The following is a 21,477-nucleotide window of genomic DNA, read 5'->3' as shown; positions in this document are numbered from 1 at the left end:
CATGGTGGACATGTCTCTGTACGCGGCGTTCCTCGTCGCCGCCTTCGCGCTCTGCGTCACCCCCGGCCCCGACATGATGTTCATCGTGGCGATGGGCGGGCGGGGTGGGCCCGCCGCCGGGGTGATGGCCGCGTTCGGGGTGGCGTGCGCGATGCTCGTGCACTCGGTCGCGGCGGCCCTGGGCCTGTCGGCCCTGTTCACGGCGCTGCCGACGCTGTACCACGTGCTGCGCTGGGCGGGAGCGGCGTATCTGCTCTACCTGGCGGTGAAGGCGTTCCGCGACCGGTCGGTGCCGGGCGAGGAGGAGACCGGGGCGGTGGGGCCGGGGATGCGCCGGGCGTTCTGGCAGGGCGCGATCACCAATCTGCTGAACCCCAAGGTGATCCTCTTCAACGTGGCGTTCCTGCCACAGTTCGTGGACCCGACACTCGGCCACGTCCAGGACCAGTTGCTGCTGCTCGGCGTCACGCTCGCGGTGATGGGCTTCCTCTGGGACGGCAGCGTGGGCCTGGCCTCGGGGCGGCTGTCCCTGTTCCTGCGGCGCAGCGCGCGGGTGAACCGCTGGGTGAACATCGTCTCCGGGACGGTCTTCACCGGGCTCGCGGTGCGCCTGGTGGCGACCTCACCGAAGTAGCGGCAACGGGTGTCAACTTGCGGTTGACACTCCTGGGGGCGCAACCTACGGTTGACACATGGCGAACCCCGACACCACGTCATCCATCCGTCTCGACGACCTCATCGCGGCCATCAAGAAGGTCCACGAGGAGCCGCTGGACCAGCTCCAGGACGCGGTGATCGCCGCGGACCACCTGGGCGACGTGGCCGACCATCTGATCGGCCACTTCGTCGACCAGGCCCGGCGCTCCGGCGCGTCCTGGACCGACATCGGCAAGTCCATGGGCGTCACACGGCAGGCCGCCCAGAAGCGGTTCGTGCCGAAGGAGTCGGCCGACCTCGACCCGAGCCAGGGCTTCAGCCGCTACACCGTGCGCGCGCGGAACGTGGTCATGACCGCCCACAACGAGTCCAGGGCCGCGCGCAACGCCGAGGGCGTGCCCGAACACCTCGTCCTCGGGCTGCTGGCCGAACCCGAGGGCCTCGCCGCGAAGGCGATCGTCGAGCAGGGCGTACCGCTCGACACGGTCCGCGAGGCGGCGACGGCGGCGCTCCCGCCCGCCGTCGACGAGGTCCCGGAGCTGGTGCCGTACGGCCAGGCCGCCAAGAAGGTCCTGGAGCTCACCTTCCGCGAGGCCCTGCGCCTCGGCCACAACTACATCGGCACCGAGCACATCCTGCTCGCGCTGCTGGAGCACGAGAACGGCGACGGCGTCCTCAGCGGCCTCGGCATCGGCAAGGAGCAGACCGAGCGGTACGTCGCGGCGGTGCTGGAGAAGATCGTGCAGGCGCAGAAGGAAGTGCTGGACGAGTCCTGACGGCCGCCCGCGTCGGCAGGGCGTTGTCAGACCCCCCTGGCACACTCGCAGCATGGCCGACCGGTGGGCACTCGCTCCGGCCGAGGACGGTGGCGTGGACGTCGCCCCCCTCGGTCCGGACGGGCTGCCCGCCGGCCCGGTGCGGCGGGAGGCCGATCCCGCCGAGGCCGTCCGGAGCCGTCCCGACGTCACGCGGTGGGTGTGGCGGTCCACCGCCGAGGTCTACCCGCGGCTGCTCGCCACGGGGGTGCGAGCCGAGCGGTGCTACGACATCGAGGCCGCCGAGACCCTCCTCCTCGGCCACGAGGGGCGGTACGGGGAACCACGCTCGGCCGCGGCCGCCCTGGCCCGGCTGCGCGGCGGCCCCGTGCCTCCCGACCCACCGCAGCGCTCCGCCGAACCGGGCTCCCAGTCCTCGCTGTTCGAGCCCCAGGGCGTCCATCTGCCCCTGCCCGACCTCCTCGCGGTCTACGCCGAGCAGCAGCGGCGGCACGCGAGCGCCGAGCACCCCGACCGCATGCGGCTGCTGACGGCCGCCGAGTCGGCGGGCATGCTGGTGGCCGCCGAGCTGAACCGCGCCGGGCTGCCCTGGAGCGCCGAGGTGCACCGCGCGTTGCTGCAGGACCTGCTGGGCGAGCGGTACGCGGGCGGCGGCGAGCCGCGCCGCCTGGCCGAGCTGGCCGACGAGGTGTCCGCCGCGTTCGGCAGACGCGTCCGCCCCGATCTGCCCGCCGACGTGGTCAAGGCCTTCTCCCAGGCCGGCATCAAGGTCTCATCGACCCGCCGCTGGGAGCTCCAGTCGGTCGACCACCCCGCCGTGAAGCCCCTGATCGAGTACAAGAAGCTGTACCGCATCTGGGTCGCCCACGGCTGGTCCTGGCTCCAGGACTGGGTCCGCGAGGGCCGCTTCCGGCCGGAGTTCCTCGCGGGCGGGACGGTGACCGGGCGCTGGGTCACCAACGGCGGAGGCGGGCTCCAGATCCCCAAGGTGATCCGGCGGGCCGTGGTCGCCGACCCCGGCTGGCGGCTCGTCGTCGCCGACGCCGACCAGATGGAGCCGCGCGTCCTCGCGGCGATCTCCCGCGACCCCGGCCTGATGGAGGTGGCCGGCCGGGAGACCGACCTGTACCAGTCCGTCTCCGACCGCGCCTTCTCCGGCGACCGCTCCCAGGCCAAACTCGCCGTGCTCGGCGCGGTCTACGGCCAGACCTCCGGCGACGGTCTGAAGAACCTCGCCGCGCTTCGACGCCGTTTCCCCAGGGCGGTGGCGTACGTCGACGACGCGGCCCGGGCCGGTGAGGAGGGCCGGCTCGTGCGCACCTGGCTCGGCCGGACCTGCCCGCCCGCGGCCCGGGGGACGGACGACGCGAGCGAGGAGGCCGGCATCCCGACGGCTGCCGAAGGTTCCGGCTCCGGGGGCGGCTATGGCTCCGGTTCCGGTTCTGGTTCCGGGGAGGACGGCGATTCGGACGGCGGGCAGTGGGTGCCCGGATACGCCTCCACCAACGCCCGCGCCCGAGGCCGCTTCGCCCGCAACTTCGTCGTCCAGGGCAGCGCCGCCGACTGGGCGTTGCTCCTGCTCGCCGCGCTGCGCAGGACCTGCGCGGAGCTGGCGGCCGAGCTGGTCTTCTTCCAGCACGACGAGGTGATCGTGCACTGCCCCGAGGAGGAGACGGAAGCGGTCGTGGCGGCGATCCGCGAGGCGGCGGACCTGGCCGGCCGGCTGACCTTCGGGGACACACCGGTGCGGTTCCCGTTCACCACGGCGGTGGTGGAGTGCTACGCGGACGCCAAGTGATCAGACGGGACGCGCCAGGAGCTCACGCAGCTCCCTGACCACCGCCCGCTCGTCCGTGCCCTCCAGTGCCGCCAGCGCGGAGCCCCACTCCTCGCGCGCCTCGCCGATGTGCCCCCGCTCGCGCAGCAGCAGCCCGTGCTGGTGGCGGGCGAGAGCGCCGGTGTAGCGGTCGGCGCGGGCGTCGGCCCGGCCCAGCAGCTCGGCGCACTCGCGGGCGGCCCGCCCGTCGCGCCCCAGCAGACGCAGGGCCCGGACCAGGCCGAGCCGGGTCTGGGACTCGCCGTGCCAGTCGCCGTGCCCGCCGAGGATGCGCAGGCTCTCCTCGAAGTGCGGCAGGGCGGCGGCCGGTTGGCCGAGCCGCAGATGCGCGTACCCGATGTTGCAGTGCGCGGAGTGCCGCACGATCACGGCGCCGATCTCGTCCCCGAGGGCGAGTGAACGCCGGTGCCGCTCGATGGCGGCCCGCGGGTCGGTGTGCTCGACGAGGTTGCCGAGGTGGCTGTGGGTGACGGCTTCGCCGTACGGGTCGTCCAGCCGCCGTGCGTACTCCAGGCTCCGCTCCAGTGCTTCGCCCGCCTCGGCGCGCCGGCCGAGCCCGTCCAGCAGCAGTCCGCGGTTGTTGAGACAGCGGCGGATCCAGGAGGGGTGGTCCAGCCGCCGCCAGATGGCGAGCGCGCTGTCGTTGAGGGCGAGGGCGTCGTTCTGCCGCCCGGTCAGGAAGTGCAGCCCGGCGAGGTCGACCAGCGCGTAGGCCTCCGCCGCCGCGTCACCGAGCCGCCGGGCCACCCGGAGGCCGGCCTGCCCGAGCACCTCCATCTCGGCGACGCGCCCGCGGCGATGGGCGTACGGGAAGATCAGCCGGGCGAGCGTGGAGACCAGGCCCGCGCGCTGCTCCGAGGGGTCGTCCGCGTACCGCGCGACCAGGGCGACGACGTTCTCCAGCTCCCTGTCCCCCCAGGCGAAGGCCTCTTCTGCACCGGCGAAGGGGGCGACGGTTTCGACGTGGGCCGCATGGCCGCCCGGTTGGCTCGGGGTGGGTCGGCGGCGGTCGTCCCGGTCGGGACCGGGTTCCACGATCGCGGCGAGGACCCGCTCGGCGACGGCGGCGTACCAGTGCAGCGCGGTCTCGGCGATACCGGCGGTGTCCTGCTCCCCGGCCCGTTCACGGGCGAAGTCGCGGACCAGGTCGTGCGGTGCGTAGCGGCCGTAGGTCGTCTCCTCCAGCAGGGCCACGTCGAGGAGGCGGTCCAGGGCGGCCTCGGTGCTGTGCTCGCCCGTGCCCGCGAGGCGGGCGAGCAGGGGGGCGCCGTACGTGGGCAGGTCGAGCGCGCCGATACGGCGCAGGGTGCGTGCCGCGTCCCGGTCGGCCTCGCGCTCGGAGGCGGCGAGCGCGTCGTGCGCGACGGCCAGGGAGCGGCAGACGCTCAGGTCGTCGTACTCCAGGTGGTGCAACCGGAGTTCGGCGGCGGCCAGTTGTCCGGCGAGCGCGTCGGGGGTCAGGGCCCGGCGGGCGGCGAGCCGCGCGGCGACGACCCGCAGGGCCAGCGGGAGCCGGCCGGTGAGTTCGACGAGGAGCCGGGCGGCATCCGTGCCGTCCAGACCGTCGCGGCCCGAGGCCCTGCGCAGGAGTTGAGCACTCTCCTCGTCCGACAGCGGGGCGAGCGGGAACCGGGCCGCACCGTCGAGGGCGGTCAACGGCGAACGGCTGGTGACGATCACCCCGCAGCCGGCACCGCCCGGCAGCAGCGGCCGTACCTGCGCGGCACTCGCGGCGTCGTCCAGCACCAGGAGCGTGCGGGTCGGCGCGAGCAGCGAACGCAGCAACGCGGCCGCGGCCTCCGGCTCTTCGGGGATCCGGCAGGGCTCGGTGCCGAGGTCACGTAGCAGGGTGGTGAGGGCCTGAGCAGGAGTGAGGGGGGTCATGCCCGGGGTGGCGCCATGCAGGTGGAGGTGAAGCTGACCATCGGGGAAACGTTCCGCCAGCTGATGGGCGACGTGCAGCGCGAGGGCGCTCTTGCCGACACCCGCCATGCCGCTGATGACGGCGGTGGGGTACGGATCGGGTGCGGTGAGCGTGCGGTACAGGGTGTCGTGTACGGCGGTGCGGCCGATGAAATGGGGTGGGGGCGGGGGCAGTTGGGCGGGCGAGGGATTCGGCCTGCCCGGTTCGCCCGAGCCGTTCGAGTCCCTTGAGTCCCTCGAGCCCTTGGAGTCCCTTTCGCCCGCGGCTCCCCGCAGCACCTCCACGTGTGCCTCCCGGACCCCGGCCCCGGGCTCGATGCCGAGCCGGCCGACGAGGCGGGTGCGCAGTTCGCGGTGGACGGCCAGGGCCTCGGCCTGGCGGCCGGTGCGGTGCAGGGCGAGCATCAGCTGCCGGTGGTACACCTCCCGCAGCGGATACTCGCCGGTCAGCGCCGCCAGCTCCGGCACCAGCTCGTGCAGCCGCGGGCCTCCCAGCGCCAACTCGGCGTCGTAGCGCCACTCCAGAAGCAGCAGCCGGGCCTCGCACAGCCGCTGCGCGAAGGCGTACCCGCCCACCTCGGGCGGCAGCCCGGCGAGCGGTGCGCCCCGCCACAGGGCGAGTGCGCCGGCGCACTCGCGCACGACCCTCCGCCAGTCCCGGCCGGCGTGTGCGGCACGCGCCTCGGTGACGTGGGCGTCGAAGACGTGGACGTCCAACTCGCCCTCGTCGATCCGCAGCACATACCCCAACGGCACGGTGCGCAGCCGTCCGGGATCGTCGAGCAGCCGCCGCAACCGGGTGATGTGATTGTGCAGCGAGGCCTGGGCGGACGCGGGGGGCTCCCCGCCCCACAACGCGTCCTTGAGCGACTCGACGGAGACGACCCGTCCGGCGTCGAGCAGCAATGCGGCGAGCAGCACACGGGACTTGGGGCTCGCGATGGCCCGGGCATCATTCCAGCCACCCGCCTGGCCGTCCTCTCGGTCGCCCTCCCTGGCGTCATCGAACAGCACCGGCGGCCCCAGCAACCCGAACCGCATATCCCCCGTGCCCCCCGCCGTGCCGAATGTCCACCCGAGGGCAGCGAATTTCCGCCACCTCGCTTCCACCGGTTCCACCGGGACCTGCCGCTGCCCTGGCCGTCCTCGACCTTGGTTCAGTGACTTCCGGCCAATCGGGAGACGACTCAACGGCGAACCGTTGGCCATATGTTAGCGATCGGTTGGCAAAGCCTGATGTGATCACTACATCGGATCTGGCCCGGCGGTGCGCGCGTCTGGACGCGCAACTCGGGGGAGTGTCGCCGCCGCGGCCGGATCCGGGTCCCGGTCGGCAGAGGTGATCGGCCGGGGCCCACTCCATCGCTCCGGCGGGCCCACTCGATCGCCCCGGCGGACCGACTCGATCGCCCCGGCGGGGCCTCCCAATCGCTCAGGCGGGGCCCACTCAATCGCTCGCTCCGACACCTGCACGGCGTCAGATGACGGGCGGCCGCCCCAGCCGGGTGAGCCGCCACACCGTCCGCCACCGCATGGGCCGCCGCTCCCCCGCCGACTCCCGTACGCCTTCCACGAATCCGCCGGCCCACGCCCGCAGTCCGGCACCCGACCGGTTCCGGGCGAGGGTGAGCAGCACCCACACGCCCAGGTGGACGGGGACGAGCGCGAGCGGCAGCCGGCGGCGGGCCAGCCAGACCCGGTTGCGGGCGTTCACCCGGAAGTAGATGGCGTGCCGGGCGGGCGAGGTCTTCGGATGCCGGAGCAGCAGCTCCGGCGCGTACAGGATCCGCCACCCGGCATCCACGGCGCGCCATGCGAGATCGGTCTCCTCGTGCGCGAAGAAGAACTCGGCGGGCCAGTCGCCGACTTCGTCGAGCATCGCCATCCGCAGCGCGTGCCCGCCGCCGAGGAAGCCGGTGACGTAACCGCCGCGGAGGGGGTCCGAGTTGCCGATCCGGGGCACGTGCCGCTGCTGCGTCTCGCCGAGCTCGTCGGCGATGCGGAAGCCGACGATGCCGAGCCGCTCGTCGGCGGCGTACAGATCCCGCACGCGGCGCAGCACATCGGCGTCGACGAGCAGACCGTCGTCGTCCAGGTCCACCACGACGTCGATGTCACCGAACTCCCGCAGCCGTGCCAGGGCCGCGTTGCGCCCGCCGGGACAGCCGAGGTTCTCGTCGAGCTCGACGGTGGTGACCTCGCCGGGCAGCGACAGCCGGGCGAAATCGGGCAGCGGGCAGCCGTTGCCGACGACGACGATCCGCTCGGGCGGCACATCCTGCTTGGCCACGGACTCCAGCAGGGCGTCGACCTCGTCGGGCCGGTTGCCCATCGTCACCACGGCGACGGCGATCCTGGGCGCCCCCATGTCCTCACCTCGTACCGGTCGGCAGCTGACTGATTGACGGGCGATGCTAGCCGTTCACGGTAGGGACGCCTTGAGTACGCCTGCCGGACGGCGGTTCCCCTACGCCGTTCAGCGCAGGCGGCACCCGACCGGAACGGGCACAGGATGTCGGGTGCGGCAGGGCACGCGCTGCCTAGCGTGAAGGCACGAAAGGAAGGAGACCGGACGTGCTGGACCGGCTCAACCAGGCGATGGACCGGATCGAACGGGACCTCGCCCACACCGTGGACGTGGCGGACCTGGCGCGTACCGCATGCACCTCGGAGTACCACCTGCGCCGTATGTTCTCGGCCCTGTCAGGCATGCCCCTGTCGGAGTACATCCGACGCCGGCGGCTGACGGTCGCGGGCGCGGAGGTGCTGTCGGGGGACGCGACGCTGCTGGAGATCGCGGTCCGCTACGGCTACGGCTCGGGCGAGGCGTTCGCACGGGCGTTCCGCACGATGCACGGCGTGGGCCCGGGCGAGGCCCGGCGCACCGGCGCCGCGCTCGTCTCCCAGCCCCGGTTGGCCTTCCGCCTCACCGTCGAAGGGAACAGCAGCATGCACTACCGCGTCGTGGACCGCCCGGCCTTCACCGTCACGGGCTTCAAGACCCGGATCCCCCTGATCCACTCCGGCCCGAACCAGGCGATCATCGACTTCGTCCGGGGCCTGGACAAGACCGCCGTGGAGGCCCTGGAGAAACTGTCCGACCAGGAGCCGCGGGGCGTCGTCGCGGTCTGCGACGACCTGGACCCGAGCCGCGCGGAGGGCACGGAACTCGACTACTACCAGGCCGTGATCACCTCGTCCCCGACCCCGGCGGGGGTCCCCGAGGGCACCACCGCCCTCCAGGTCCCCCCGGGCACCTGGGCGGTCTTCACCACCTCGGGCCCGGCCCCCCGGGCCATCCAGGAGCTGTGGCGCGACGTGTTCACCGAGTGGTTCCCGTCCAACCCCTACCGCACCCGCCCCGGCCCGGAAATCCTCCGCACCCACCTGTCACCCGACGGCACGGAGGCGGACGCGGAGCTGTGGCTGCCGGTGGAACGCGAATCGACCCACTGATACCCGGCCACACGCAAGAACCCCAGGTCGGAGTGCATCCGACCTGGGGTTCCAGTGGAGCCGCCTTCGGGATTCGAACCCGAGACCTACGCATTACGAGTGCGTTGCTCTGGCCATCTGAGCTAAGGCGGCGCGCTGTCCGCACTATGGTGCGATCAGCAACGACGGTAAGTCTACACAGTTTCGAAGGGTGCTCCGCACCAGCCCCGGAGGCGGGCCTTCCGGGGCTGGGAACAGGGCTATGAGCAGCGCTTTCCGTCCGTGGGAGGGGTACCGCGGAGGAGGTAGGCGTTGATCGTCCGGTCGATGCAGGAGCTGCCGCGGCCGTAGGCCGTGTGGCCGTCGCCCTCGTAGGTCAGCAGGCGCGCCGAGGAGAGCTGGCCGGCCAGGGCCTTCGCCCAGCGGTACGGCGTCGCGGGGTCGCGGGTCGTGCCGACCACGACGATGGGCGCGGCGCCCTTCGCCTCGATGCGGTGCGGCTCACCCGTGGCCCGCACCGGCCAGTAGGCGCAGTTCAGGGCGGCCCAGGCGAGGCCCTTGCCGAAGACCGGCGACGCCTTCTCGAACTCGGGCAGGGCCCTGCTCACCTCGTCGGGGGTGTCGAAGGAGGCCGGCAGGTCCAGGCAGTTCACCGCCGCGTTGGCGAACATCAGGTTGCTGTAGGCGCCGTCGGCGTCCCGCTCGTAGTAGCCGTCGGACAGGACGAGGAGTCCGGAGCCGTCGTTCTCCTTCATCGCGGACGTCAGCGCCTCGCGCAGCTGCTCCCAGGAGCCCTCGTCGTACATGGCCGCGATCACGCCGGTCGTGGCGAGCGACTCGGTGAGCCTGCGGCCGTCGGCGTCGCCGGTGGGGACGGGGCGCGTGTCCAGCTTCGCGAAGAACGCCTTGAGGTTCTCCCCGACCCGCTCGGGCGAGGTGCCCTTGCCGCCCAGCGGGCAGTCGGTCTGACGTGCGCAGTCCTTCGCGAACGACCGGAACGCCGTCTCGAAGCCCGCCGTCTGTTCGAGGTTCAGCCGGCGGGCCGGCAGCGACGGGTCCATCGCGCCGTCCAGCACCAGCCGCCCCGCCCGGTCCGGGAAGAGCCCGGCGTACGTCGCACCGAGGAACGTGCCGTAGGAGGCCCCGACGTAGTTCAGCTTCTCGTCGCCGAGGACCGCCCGCACGATGTCCATGTCCCGGGCCGCCTCCACCGTGGACACGTGACGCAGCAGCCGGGGCGCGTCCGCGCCGCAGCCCTCGGCGAACGTCCGGTACGCCGCGACCAGCCCGTCCGTCTCGTTGCCGTCGTCGGGGGTGGCGTCCGTCTGCGTGTACGTGTCCATGTCCGGCCCGTCCAGACACTTGACGGGCTCGCTGCGGGCCACGCCGCGCGGGTCGACCGCCACCATGTCGTAGCGGGCCCGCACCTCGGCCGGGTAGCCGATGCCCGCGTACGCCTGCACATAGCCGGTCGCCGAGCCGCCCGGCCCGCCCGGGTTCACGAGCAGCGAGCCCAGCCGCTTGCCGGGACCGGTGGCCTTCTTGCGGGTGAGGGCGAGCCGGACGTCACCGGAGGACGGCTCGGCGTAGTCGAGCGGTGCCTTGAGGGTGGCGCACTCGAAGCCGGGGACACCGCAACCGCGCCAGGCCGGCTTCTGACCGTAGTACGACGTCAGCGCCGCGGGCGTGGCCTGCGGCAGCTCGACCAGCGCCGCCTCCGCCGCCGCTGAGGCGGCTGACGTCGTCGCGCTTCCGGAGGAGCAGGCGGAGACGAGCAGCGCGGCCGTGGCGAGCAGACCGGCGGCGGTTTTGGCCCGGTTTCGTGTCCTGCGGTGGAGACCACCGGAGCCGGAGGTGGAACGGGGGGTGCGCCGTGTGTACATCCAGCGAGCGTAACTCTGGGCGACGGAATGGGTGCCGTGCGTGCGTGTCGTGCCTCGTACGAGTTACGCGGCGTCAACCCGGAGCCGCCCGAGTCGGCCCGCTCGGTGCGGGGCCACCAGGGCCGGCCCTCTCGGCGTGGGGCGGCCGGACCTGGCTGCCCGTTTCCTCAGCCCGCTCTGAGCGCCATCGTCATCGCCTCCACCGCGAGCAGCGGCGCCACATTGCGGTCCAGGGCGTCGCGGCAGGCGGCGATCGCCTCGATGCGGCGGAGTGTGGACTCCGGGGAGCTGCCGCGGGCGAGGCGCTCCAGGGCGTCCTCGGCGTCCGCGTTGGCGATCGCCACGCGCGAGCCGAGCTGGAGGGCGAGGACGTCGCGGTAGAAGGCCGTGAGGTCGGTCAGGGCGAGGTCGAGGCTGTCACGCTGCGTGCGCGTTCTGCGGCGCTTCTGCTTGTCCTCCAGGTCCTTCATCACGCCCGCGGTGCCCCGGGGCATGCGGCCGCCCTGGGCGGCGCCGAGAGCGGCCTTCAGCTCCTCGGTCTCCTTGGAGTCCGTCTCCTCCGCGAGCTGCTTGGCGTCCTCGGCGGCCGCGTCGACCAGCTCCTGGGCCGCCTTGAGCGCGCCGCCGATGTCCTCGACGCGCAGCGGCAGCCTGAGCACGGCTGCGCGGCGTTCGCGCGCGGCCGGGTCGGTGGCCAGGCGGCGTGCCCTCTCGACGTGGCCCTGGGTCGCGCGGGCAGCCGCGGCGGCGACGTCCGGCTCGATGCCCTCGCGGCGGACGAGCATGTCGGCGATGGCGTCGACCCTCGGCGTGCTCAGGTTCAGGTGGCGGCAGCGGGAGCGGATGGTCGGCAGGACGTCCTCGATGGAGGGGGCGCACAGCAGCCAGACCGTGCGGGGGGCCGGCTCCTCCACGGCCTTGAGGACGGCGTTGGCCGACTTCTCGTTCAGCCGCTCGGCGTCCTCGACGAGGATGATCTGCCAGCGGCCGGTCGCCGGCGAGGTGAACGACTTGCGGACGGTGTCGCGCATGTCCTCGGCGAGGATCTGACTGCCGACGGCGGCGACGGAGGTGACGTCGGCGTGCGTGCCGATCAGTGCCGTGTGGCAGCCGTCGCAGAAGCCGCAGCCCGGGGAGCCGCCGAGGGCGCGGTCGGGGCTGACGCACTGCAGCGCCGCCGCGAACGCCCGGGCCGCCTGGTTGCGCCCGGCTCCGGGCGGGCCCGTGAACAGCCACGCGTGCGTCATCTTCGACGCTTCGGGCGGCGGGGTGCCGGTGACGGCAGCGGTGACCAGGGCGTCGGCGTCCCGGGCGGCAGCGGCCAGCTGCTCGCTCACCCGCTCCTGCCCGACGAGGTCGTCCCACACGGTCATGGGTCACGCCGCCCTTCCGTCACGTTCCGCGTTGCGAGGTCCATTGTGGGGGCGACCACTGACAACGCCTGCCGCCGACCACGCCTCTCAGGCGGCGCCTGCCACCCCGTCCGACCGTGCGGTCCGCAGGAGCCCCGAGTCCGGGGCTCCCACGGACGGTCCGCCGAAGGCGTCAGCGCCCCCGGCCACCCCTGCCGCGGCGGCCGCGCCCTTCGTCCGGCTCCTCGTCGTGCGGCCCGAGCAGCTCGTCCGCCAGCGAGGGCAGGTCGTCCAGCGGCGTCTCCTCGGCCCAGTCGGACCGGCGGCGGCGCGGCGCCCCGTCGGCGTCGACCTGGGGCATCTCCCGCGTACGGTCCTCGGTGCCGTCGGGCCGGGGGGCCGGGGCGTCCTTCCGGAAGTACCCGGGCGGAACCCGGTCAGCCGGTTCGTCCCCGCGCACCGGCGGGAGGACGGCCGTCTCCTCGGCGTCCGCCGGCCGGACCGGGGGCAGCACCGCGGTCTCCTCGGCGTCCCCCGGCCGGACCGGAGGCAGCACCGCCGTCTCGTCGGCCGCACCGGAAGCGTCCCGGTCGGGCACCTGCGGCAGCACCTCGGTCTCGTCCCCGGCGCGAGGCGGAACCGGCGGCTTCGGCAGCTCGGCCGTCACCTCGGCCTCCGACCCGGCGGAGGCCCGGCCCGGACCCTGCTCGTCGTCCCGCACCGGGCGCAGCACGGTCGTGTCGTCCCCCGCACCCCCCGGAGTCACCACCGGCGTGGGCACGGTCGCCGCGTCCTGACCGGTCACGGAACCCGCGGTGCCCTTCGGAGCGGTGCTCCTCGGAACGGTGTTCTTCGGACCGGCCTCGGCCGCAGCAGCTGCAGCCTCGGCGAGCCGCCGGGCCTCCTCGGCCCGCAGCAGTGCCGCCTCGGCCTTGCGCTGCTTCTCCAGGCGGAGCGCCTCGGCCTCGGCACGCAGTCGCGCCTCCTCCTCGGCCTGCTTGCGGCGCCGCTCCTCCTCCGCCTTACGGCGGGCCTCCTCCTCGGCGCGGGCCCTCTCCTCCGCGAGGAGCCGGGCCCGCTCCTCCTCGGCCTTCCTCTGCGCTTCCTCGGCCCGGCGCCGGGCCTCCTCCGCCTGCCGTTCGGCCTCGCGGCGCTGCGCCTCCTCCAGCTCGCGGCGCTTGCGCTCCTCCTCCTCGGCGCGCAGCTTGGCGAGCTGCTCCTGGCGCTCGCGCTCCAGGCGCTCCTCCTCGGCCTTGCGGGCGGCTTCTTCCTCGGCCTTGCGGCGGGCCTCCTCCTCGGCCTTCCTCCGCGCCTCCTCCTGGGCCTTGATCTCGGCCTCGGACAGCGGCAGCACCTGGTCGAGCCGGTGCCGGATGACCGTCGTGACGGCCTCGGGCTCCTGGCCGGCGTCGACCACCAGGTACCGCCCGGCGTCGGCGGCGGCCAGGGTGAGGAAACCGGCCCGCACGCGCGCGTGGAACTCGGCGGGCTCCGACTCCAGCCGGTCCGGAGCCTCGGTGAACCGCTCGCGGGCGGTCTCCGGCGCGACGTCCAGCAACACGGTCAGATGCGGCACGAGTCCGTTCGTCGCCCAGCGGTTGATCCGGGCGATCTCGGTCGGCGACAGGTCGCGGCCGGCGCCCTGGTAGGCGACGGAGGAGTCGATGTACCGGTCGGAGATGACGACCGCGCCACGCTCCAGGGCGGGCCGTACGACGGTGTCGATGTGCTCGGCCCGGTCGGCCGCGTACAGCAGCGCCTCCGCGCGGTGCGACAGGCCCGCGCTCGACACGTCCAGCAGGATCGACCGCAGCCGCTTGCCCACCGGCGTCGCACCGGGCTCGCGCGTCAGCACGACCTCGTGGCCCTTGGCGCGGATCCACTCGGCGAGCGCCTCGGCCTGCGTGGACTTGCCGGCGCCGTCGCCGCCCTCCAGGGCGATGAAGAAGCCGGAGGCCGCGGCCCCCTGCTCGGGGTCGTCGCCGCCGAGCAGCGCGTCCTTCAGGTCCTGCCGCAGCGGCACACCGGAGCGGTCGTCGACCTTGGCCAGCACCAGCGCGGCGACCGGCAGCAGCAGGGCACCGGCCAGCATCAGCGTGAAGGCCGCGCCGCCGTGCGCGAAGACGAACGTGCCGCTCTCCAGCCGGTGCGGCCCGATCGCCGCCGCCACCAGCGGGGCGATGAGCGCGCCGAGCGCCACGCAGACCCGGACGACCGCGTGCAGGTGCTCCGTCGTACGGGGGCGCCGGTACTCCTCGGCCTCCTGGTCGAGGAGGGTGTGCCCGATGTTGGCGGACAGGCCCGCGCCGACGCCGGCCAGCGCGAGGATCAGCAGCACGGTGGTGACGTCCGGGATCAGCCCGGCGGCCAGCAGGGCGACACCGGTGAAGGCGATGGTCAGCGCGAGCAGCCGGCGGCGCGACAGGGCGGGCACCAGGGCGGGCGCCGTACGGATGCCGATGACGACACCGCCGGTCAGCGCGGCCACGAACAGGCCGTAGAGCACCGGGCCGCCGCCCAGGTCCTTGGCGTGCAGCACGGCCACGGCGACGGCGGCCGACACCGCCGCGGCGACGGCCGCGCAGGACAGGACCAGCAGCGGCATCGCGCCGGTGCGGCCCTTGTCGGAGCCGGTGCCGGTCTTCGGGCGGCGCAGCCCCTCGAGCGGCGACCGCGCGCGCGGCGTGCGCGTACCGGGCAGCTCCAGGAAGGTCAGCACGGACAGGGAGGCGGCGAACAGCCCGGCGGCCACGTAGGAGGCGAGGGCCGCCTGGTGCTGGCCGAACCAGTCGATGCCGGCGCCCAGCAGATTGTTGAACAGGGACGCGACGACCAGCGCGACGGCGCCGAGGGGAATCGCTACGAAGCCGGTGCGCAGGGACAGCCGGCGCAGTGCGTCCATGTGGTCGGGCAGCGGCCGGACCGTCGCCCCCTCCGGCGGCGGGGCGGGGAGCAGCGCGGGCGCGGCGCTCTCACGGCACACCGTCCAGAACCGCTCGGCGACCCCGGCCACGAAGGCCGTGACGAGGAGGACGGCCAGTGCGTTCTCCGGCGTCCAGTCGATCCACAGGGGCGCGACGATGAGCAGCGCGGCGCGCAGACCGTCGGCGCCCACCATGGTCCAGCGCCGGTCGAGCGGGCCGTCCTGCGAGGTGAGCGCGGTGAGCGGGCCGAGCAGAACGGCGCCGAACAGGAGCGTCGCGAGGATGCGCACCCCGAAAACGGTCGCCACTGCGAACGCCACGCCCCGGTAGCCGCCCCCGAAAGAGCCCTCGGCGACGGCCGCCTGAAGTGCCAGGACGACCAGTACGAGTAGGGCGAGGGTGTCCCCCACGCCGCCCACGAGCTGTGCGCTCCACAACCGCTTCAGCTGCGGTCGTCGCAGCAGGGCGCGGACGGCACGCTCGCGGGAGTCCGCGACCAGGGCGTCGTCGGGGGCGGGCTGAGGGGCCGTTGGGTGGTCGGCTCGCGTCATGCGTTCAGCCTATCGGGAGCCACCGACACCCTGGGGGGCGCGGTCTGGCATGCGCACGCCCCGACACCGAAGTGTTGCCGGGGCGTTCGCTTTCCGAACCCTGGGCGAAGAACCGGACGCGATGGTCCGGATTCCGAACAGGGCTCGAACGACCTCAGTCCTCCGTGGACAACGACCTCAGTCCTCCGTGGACTTGGCGGCGGTCGCTGTCTTGGCGGCCGTCTTCTTCGCGGTGGTCTTCGTCGCCGTCGTCTTCTTCGCGGTCGTGGTCTTCTTCGCCGCGGTCTTCTTCGCCGTCGTCGTCTTCTTGGCCGGCGCCTTCTTGGCCGCCTTCTTCGCGGTCTTCTTCGCCGGCCCCTTGGCACGCTTCTCGGCGAGCAGCTCGAAACCGCGCTCCGGGGTGATCTCCTCGACGCTGTCGCCGGAGCGCAGGGTCGCGTTGGTCTCCCCGTCGGTGACGTACGGGCCGAAGCGGCCGTCCTTGACCACGACGGGCTTCTCGCTGACCGGGTCGGTGCCCAGCTCCTTCAGCGGCGGCTTGGCCGCGGCCCGGCCACGCTGCTTGGGCTGGGCGTAGATCGCCAGCGCCTCCTCCAGCGTGATCGTGAAGAGCTGCTCCTCGGCCTGGAGCGAGCGCGAGTCCGTGCCCTTCTTCAGGTACGGGCCGTAACGGCCGTTCTGCGCGGTGATCTCCTGGCCCTCGGCGTCGGCGCCGACGACACGCGGCAGCGACATCAGCTTGAGGGCCTCGTCGAGGGTCACCGTGTCGAGGGACATCGTCTTGAACAGGGACGCCGTGCGCGGCTTGACCGCGTTCTTGCCCGTCTTCGGGGTGCCCTCGGGGAGGATCTCCGTCACGTACGGGCCGTAGCGGCCGTCCTTGGCCACGATCGTGTGGCCGGTGGCCGGGTCCGTGCCCAGCTCGTAGTCGCCGCTCGGCTTGGCGAGCAGCTCCTCCGCGAGGTCGACGGTCAGCTCGTCGGGCGCCAGGTCGTCGGGGATGTCGGCGCGCTGGTGCTGCTCGGTGTCCTTCTCGCCGCGCTCGATGTACGGCCCGTAGCGGCCGACCCGCAGCACGATGTCGTTGGCCACCGGGAACGACGACACCTCGCGGGCGTCGATCGCGCCCAGGTCCGTCACCAGCTCCTTGAGGCCGCCGAGGTGGTCCCCGTCGCCGTTGCCGGCGTCGGCCGCGAGACCGCTGACGCCCGCGGCGGAGCCGCTGTCGGACCCTGTCTCGCCGAAGTAGAACCGCTTCAGCCACGGCACGGACTGCGCCTCACCGCGGGCGATGCGGTCGAGGTCGTCCTCCATCTTGGCGGTGAAGTCGTAGTCGACGAGCCGCCCGAAGTGCTTCTCCAGGAGGTTGACCACGGCGAAGGACAGGAAGGACGGCACCAGGGCCGTGCCCTTCTTGAACACGTAGCCGCGGTCGAGGATCGTGCCGATGATCGACGCGTACGTCGACGGGCGGCCGATCTCTCGCTCTTCCAGCTCCTTGACCAGGGAGGCCTCGGTGTAGCGGGCCGGGGGCTTGGTGGCGTGCCCGTCGACCGTGATCTCCTGGGCGCTCAGGGCGTCGCCCTCGGCGACCTGGGGCAGCCGGCGCTCGCGGTCGTCCAGCTCGGCGTTCGGGTCATCGGCACCCTCGACGTAGGCCTTCAGGAAGCCGTGGAAGGTGATCGTCTTGCCGGACGCGCTGAACTCGACGTCGCGGCCGTCGGCCGCCGTGCCGCCGATCTTCACCGTGACGCTGTTGCCGGTCGCGTCCTTCATCTGGGAGGCGACGGTCCGCTTCCAGATCAGCTCGTACAGCTTGAACTGATCACCGGTCAGTCCGGTCTCGGCGGGAGTGCGGAAACGATCACCCGAGGGGCGGATCGCCTCGTGGGCCTCCTGCGCGTTCTTGACCTTCCCGGCGTACGTCCTCGGCTGCGGCGGCAGGTAATCGGCGCCGTACAGCTGCGTGACCTGGGCGCGGGCGGCGGAGACCGCCGTGTCGCTCAGGGTCGTGGAGTCCGTACGCATATAGGTGATGTAGCCGTTCTCGTACAGCTTCTGCGCGACCTGCATGGTGGCCTTCGCACCGAAGCCGAGCTTGCGGCTGGCCTCCTGCTGCATCGTCGTCGTACGGAACGGCGCGTACGGCGAGCGGCGGTACGGCTTGGACTCGACCGAGCGGACGGCGAACCGCGTCTGCTCCAGGGCGGCGGCCAGGGCGCGGGCGTTCGCCTCGTCGAGGTGGAGGGTATTCGCGCTCTTCAGCTGTCCCAGGGAGTCGAAGTCGCGGCCCTGCGCGACCCGCCGGCCGTCGACGGTCTGCAGGCGCGCGACCAGCGACGACGGGTCCGACGAGTCTCCGGCGCGGCCGGTCGCGAAGGTACCCGTCAGGTCCCAGTACTCAGCCGAACGAAAGGCGATGCGCTCGCGTTCCCGCTCCACCACGAGTCGGGTGGCGACGGACTGGACACGGCCCGCGGACAGCCGCGGCATGACCTTCTTCCACAGGACCGGCGAGACCTCGTAGCCGTAGAGGCGATCGAGGATTCGGCGGGTCTCCTGGGCGTCGACGAGCTTCTGGTTGAGCTCGCGCGGGTTGGCCACGGCGGCCTGGATCGCGGCCTTGGTGATCTCGTGGAAGACCATCCGCTTGACCGGGACCTTGGGCTTGAGCACCTCCTGGAGGTGCCAGGCGATGGCCTCGCCCTCGCGGTCCTCATCGGTGGCGAGGAAGAGTTCGTCGGACTCCTTCAGCAGGTCCTTGAGCTTCTTGACCTGCGCCTTCTTGTCGGCGTTGACCACATAGATCGGCTGGAAGTCGTGTTCGACGTCCACACCGAGGCGGCGGACCTCGCCGGTGTACTTCTCGGGCACCTCGGCGGCGCCGTTGGGAAGGTCGCGGATGTGCCCGACGCTCGCCTCGACGATGTATCCGGGGCCGAGATAGCCCTTGATCGTCTTCGCCTTGGCGGGCGACTCGACGATGACGAGTCGGCGGCCGCCCTCTGCGGTCTCGCTGGTCGGGGACAACTTCGCTCTTCTCTCCGGTCGACGCTGGGGCCTCCCCGGAGTCGCTTACCGGGGCTGGGTACGTGGTGACGCTGCGGAGTGTGACGGTACATCCCGCCCCCGTGTCAAACGGGAAAAGCCCGCAACGGCCACTCGAACGGTAACCCGACTACCACCAGTCCTGCCGCCCGGAGTACCGGGAGCAGGGCGGCCCCTGTGCGGAGCGCGACCCCCCGGTTACCGGCGGCTGCGTCGCCGGAGCCCACCTCAGAGGCGCGTGAAGCACCACGTTCCGAGCGCCAGCGCCAGCACCGAGACGACGCCGGCGAGGGTCGCCGATGCGACAGGCCTCACACCTACGGCGATGGGCCGCTGCCGGCGCACGCAGGTCACGGTCCAAGCCAGCAGTGCGCCTCCGAACAGGGAGAACACCGCTCCCGCGAAGATCGCCGGTTCGCTCTCCATGACCCGCCGTGCCCCTTTTCCCCTGTCCGCGCATCCCCAGCCACGGGAGGCTGACACGCGCGGGCGGCGGGCAGGCGAACCCGAGGTGAACGCAGGGGCGACACGGCGGTGGATCAAGGACGTCCGGTTCCTCGTGACCCGTTTCGGACGAGGTGTTCAAATCGACTCGAATTTGTTGGCGAGTCTCCTCCACGACCCCGCGGGACCGCCCCTTGGCAGTCCCTTCAGCCCCTTCAGCGGACCGGCTCCAGGAACCCCTGCTCGACCAGCAGCCGGATCTGGGCCGGGGTGCGGTCGCGCAGCATGACCGGGTCCTCGCCGATCAGCTGGGCGATGGCGTCGAGGATGCGGCCGGCGCTCATCGTGCCGTCGCAGACGCCGGCGAATCCCGCGCCGACGGTGTCCACCCGGGTCGCCCGGCGCATGCCGCGGTTCTGGCGCAGCACGACGTGCTCGGGATCCTCCGCGCCGGGCAGCCCGACCTGTTCCTGCACGATCTCGGCGGCGAGCCGGAAGTGTCCTTCGAGCAGGGCGGCGTCGTCGTGGTCGCGCAGATGGTCGAGGCGGTCGAAGTGGGCCCGGATCGTGTCGCCGAGCGGCTGCTCGACCGGGTGCGGCCACTCCTCCACCGTGAGCGACGGCACGGCGGCGCTCGTCCTGCGCAGGGTGATCCAGCCGAAGCCGACGGCCTTCACCTTGCGCGCCTCGAACTCGTCGAGCCATGCGTCGTACCGCGCCTGGTACTCCGCCGTGTCGCCCTGGTGGTCGCCGGCGTCACGCAGCCACAGCTCGGCGTACTGATTGACGTCCTGCACCTCGCGCTGCACGATCCACGCGTCGCAGCCCCGGGGCACCCATGACCTGAGCCTGTCCTGCCAGTCCTCCCCTTCCACGTGCTGCCAGTTGGCGAGGAACTGCGCGAACCCGCCCTCGTTCAGCCGCTCCCCTGCCTCCTGAACGAGCGTGCGGCACAGATCGTCCCCGCCCATCCCGCCGTCGCGGTAGGTGAGCCGGGCGCCGGGAGAGATGACGAAGGGCGGGTTGGACACGATCAGGTCGAAGGTCTCGTCGCCGCGGACCGGTTCGAAGAGGGAGCCCTCGCGCCGTTCGACGGCCGAGGTGCCGGACAGCGCCAGCGTGAGGGCGGTGATGTGCAGGGCGCGCGGGTTGAGATCGGTGGCCACCACGCGCGTGGCGTGCTGAGCCGCGTGCAGGGCCTGGATGCCGGAGCCCGTGCCGAGGTCGAGCGCTGAGCCGGCGGGCGTGCGGACGGTGATGCCGGCGAGGGTCGTGGAGGCGCCGCCGACTCCGAGGACGACTCCTTCCTCACGCCGGCCGATCCCGCCGGCGCCGCCGACCGCGCAGCCGAGGTCCGACACGATGAACCAGTCCTCGCCGCCGGGCCCGCCGTAGGGCCGGACGTCCACGGTGGCGGCGAGTCCGTCCGCGCCGGCCCGGGCCAGCCAGCCGCTCTCCAGGCAGGCGTCCACGGGCAGGACCTCCGCCACGCGCGCGTGCGGCACGGGCTGCTGGAGCAGGAACAGCCGGACGAGCACCTCCAGGGGCGTGTCCCCGCGGGTCGCCCGGAGCGCGGGCACGGTCTCGCTCCGGGCCAGTGCCGCGTACGCGGGTGCGCCGAGCAGTTCGAGCAGTCCGTCGGCGGTGAAGGAGGCCGCGAGCAGGGCGTCCCGGAGCCGGGCGGCGACATCGGGACGGTCGGAGGCGGGCAGCGGGGGCAGGGGTGACTGGCTGGCGTTACTCACGCCCCCCATTGTGGCGCCGGTGCGGGTGCCGCACCTGCCCTTGGGGGGACGGCGCGCATTCTTGCCGTACGGCACGTGCGCCCACCGCACGGCACGCGCTCCCGCCGCACGGCATACGTTGGCGCCGCACCCGCACGGCGCACGTTCCCGCCGTACGGCCCATCAGACACCGGCGGTCACCTACGACTCAGCCGTCACACCGGCGTCACCGCACTGCCCGCCGTTCGGGGCCTCAGCTCTGCGTGGCCCCCGCCGGCGCCGTGGCCGCCTTGCAGCTGGACTGCTGGGCCATCGCCTGGCCGACCTCGCCCTCCTCCAGGTTCTTGAGGGCGTCGTTGCCGCTCTGGCTCAGCTTGTCCAGCTCGGTGGCGATGTCCTTCAGACCGTCGGCGAACTTGCCCTGGTCCTTGGTGTCCAGACCGTCGACCTGCTTCTTCAGGGAGGCGTACGAAGTGGAGATCGCGTTGAGCTCCTTGACCGCGTCCTGCTGCTTCTTCTCGCCGTTCTCGACGTCCGGGGCCCCGGCCTTGTTCACGGCGGTCCCGATCGCCTTGTAGGCGTCGGACATGTCCTGGAAGGCCTGTGCGTCGGTCTTCTGGACGTCCTCGGGCGTGCTGTTGTCCGAGGTCTCCTTCTGGATCGCCGCATTGGCCGACTCGATCTTCTTGGCCTGCGGCTGTACGGCGTCACAGACCTGCTTGGCCCAGGAGTCCAGCTTGTCGTTGCTGTCGTCGCCGCCGCAGCCCGACAGCGCCAGTACCAGTACCGCACCGCCGGACAGTGCGGCCGCGAGCTTCTTGTTCACCGGTTTGGTCCCTTCCATGGCTCTCGGCCCCGGAACATACACGCCAGAGGCACGGCAACCGCACGCCGAGCGGCCATTAAGACCATTTTGTAACCTT

The 21,477-nt window shown here is 72.7% G+C and carries 13 protein-coding genes and 1 tRNA gene; 4 read left to right on the top strand and 10 right to left on the bottom strand.

Annotation, left to right across the window (positions count from 1 at the left end; all coding sequences use genetic code 11):
• Nucleotide 1 precedes the first annotated feature (1 nt).
• Genes IE153_RS33715 through IE153_RS33705 form a run of 3 tightly spaced genes read left to right on the top strand, consistent with a single transcriptional unit; the run spans nt 2 to nt 3,231 of the window.
• Nucleotides 2–634: a LysE family translocator gene (locus tag IE153_RS33715; protein ID WP_189593524.1), complete on the top strand. Its 633-nt coding sequence runs from the start codon at nt 2–4 to the stop codon at nt 632–634.
• A 58-nt stretch (nt 635–692) separates the two neighbouring features.
• Nucleotides 693–1,433 carry a Clp protease N-terminal domain-containing protein gene (locus tag IE153_RS33710; protein WP_189593523.1) on the top strand — a complete coding sequence of 247 codons (741 nt, stop codon included), beginning with the start codon at nt 693–695 and terminating at the stop codon, nt 1,431–1,433.
• A gap of 52 nt (nt 1,434–1,485) precedes the next feature.
• Nucleotides 1,486–3,231 (top strand): bifunctional 3'-5' exonuclease/DNA polymerase, encoded by a 1,746-nt coding sequence (locus IE153_RS33705; RefSeq protein ID WP_189593522.1) that lies wholly within the window; start codon nt 1,486–1,488, stop codon nt 3,229–3,231.
• Here the strand turns inward: IE153_RS33705 and IE153_RS33700 are convergent, their stop codons facing one another.
• Both IE153_RS33700 and IE153_RS33695 read right to left on the bottom strand, forming a co-directional pair.
• On the bottom strand, nt 3,232–6,234 hold the full coding sequence (locus IE153_RS33700; protein ID WP_189593521.1) for an AfsR/SARP family transcriptional regulator: 3,003 nt from the start codon (nt 6,232–6,234) through the stop codon (nt 3,232–3,234). It lies immediately after the preceding gene.
• A 436-nt stretch (nt 6,235–6,670) separates the two neighbouring features.
• On the bottom strand, nt 6,671–7,561 hold the full coding sequence (locus IE153_RS33695) for a glycosyltransferase family 2 protein (protein ID WP_189593520.1): 891 nt from the start codon (nt 7,559–7,561) through the stop codon (nt 6,671–6,673).
• Nucleotides 7,562–7,767: 206 nt separating this feature from the next.
• On the opposite strand from IE153_RS33695, the gene IE153_RS33690 reads away from it, so the two are divergent.
• Nucleotides 7,768–8,649, top strand: coding sequence for an AraC family transcriptional regulator (locus tag IE153_RS33690; protein WP_189593519.1), 882 nt, complete (start codon nt 7,768–7,770; stop codon nt 8,647–8,649).
• A gap of 55 nt (nt 8,650–8,704) precedes the next feature.
• On the opposite strand, the gene IE153_RS33685 is transcribed toward IE153_RS33690, so the two are convergent.
• The 8 genes from IE153_RS33685 to IE153_RS33650 form a co-directional block, all read right to left on the bottom strand.
• A tRNA-Thr gene (locus IE153_RS33685) sits at nt 8,705–8,781 on the bottom strand.
• Nucleotides 8,782–8,888: 107 nt separating this feature from the next.
• Nucleotides 8,889–10,511 carry an alpha/beta hydrolase gene (locus IE153_RS33680; protein WP_189593518.1) on the bottom strand — a complete coding sequence of 541 codons (1,623 nt, stop codon included), beginning with the start codon at nt 10,509–10,511 and terminating at the stop codon, nt 8,889–8,891.
• Nucleotides 10,512–10,678: 167 nt separating this feature from the next.
• A complete protein-coding gene (locus IE153_RS33675; RefSeq protein WP_189593517.1) occupies nt 10,679–11,884 on the bottom strand; it encodes a DNA polymerase III subunit delta' in 1,206 nt (401 codons plus the stop codon).
• Nucleotides 11,885–12,056: 172 nt separating this feature from the next.
• A complete protein-coding gene (gene tmk, locus IE153_RS33670; protein WP_189593516.1) occupies nt 12,057–15,338 on the bottom strand; it encodes a dTMP kinase in 3,282 nt (1,093 codons plus the stop codon).
• 177 nt (nt 15,339–15,515) lie between these two features.
• The gene (gene topA / locus IE153_RS33665) at nt 15,516–18,368 is read right to left on the bottom strand and encodes a type I DNA topoisomerase (RefSeq protein WP_189593515.1); all 2,853 of its coding nucleotides are present in this window, start codon (nt 18,366–18,368) and stop codon (nt 15,516–15,518) included.
• 246 nt (nt 18,369–18,614) lie between these two features.
• Nucleotides 18,615–18,812 (bottom strand): hypothetical protein, encoded by a 198-nt coding sequence (locus IE153_RS33660; RefSeq protein ID WP_189593514.1) that lies wholly within the window; start codon nt 18,810–18,812, stop codon nt 18,615–18,617.
• A 233-nt stretch (nt 18,813–19,045) separates the two neighbouring features.
• Nucleotides 19,046–20,584 carry a DUF7059 domain-containing protein gene (locus IE153_RS33655; RefSeq protein ID WP_189593513.1) on the bottom strand — a complete coding sequence of 513 codons (1,539 nt, stop codon included), beginning with the start codon at nt 20,582–20,584 and terminating at the stop codon, nt 19,046–19,048.
• Between the two features lie 223 nt (nt 20,585–20,807).
• Nucleotides 20,808–21,398 (bottom strand): small secreted protein, encoded by a 591-nt coding sequence (locus IE153_RS33650; protein ID WP_189593512.1) that lies wholly within the window; start codon nt 21,396–21,398, stop codon nt 20,808–20,810.
• Nucleotides 21,399–21,477 lie beyond the last annotated feature (79 nt).

Origin of the sequence: Streptomyces massasporeus, assembly GCF_014648995.1 — a bacterium.
Lineage (GTDB): Bacteria > Actinomycetota > Actinomycetes > Streptomycetales > Streptomycetaceae > Streptomyces > Streptomyces massasporeus.
This window is presented reverse-complemented; position numbering and strand designations above follow the sequence as displayed.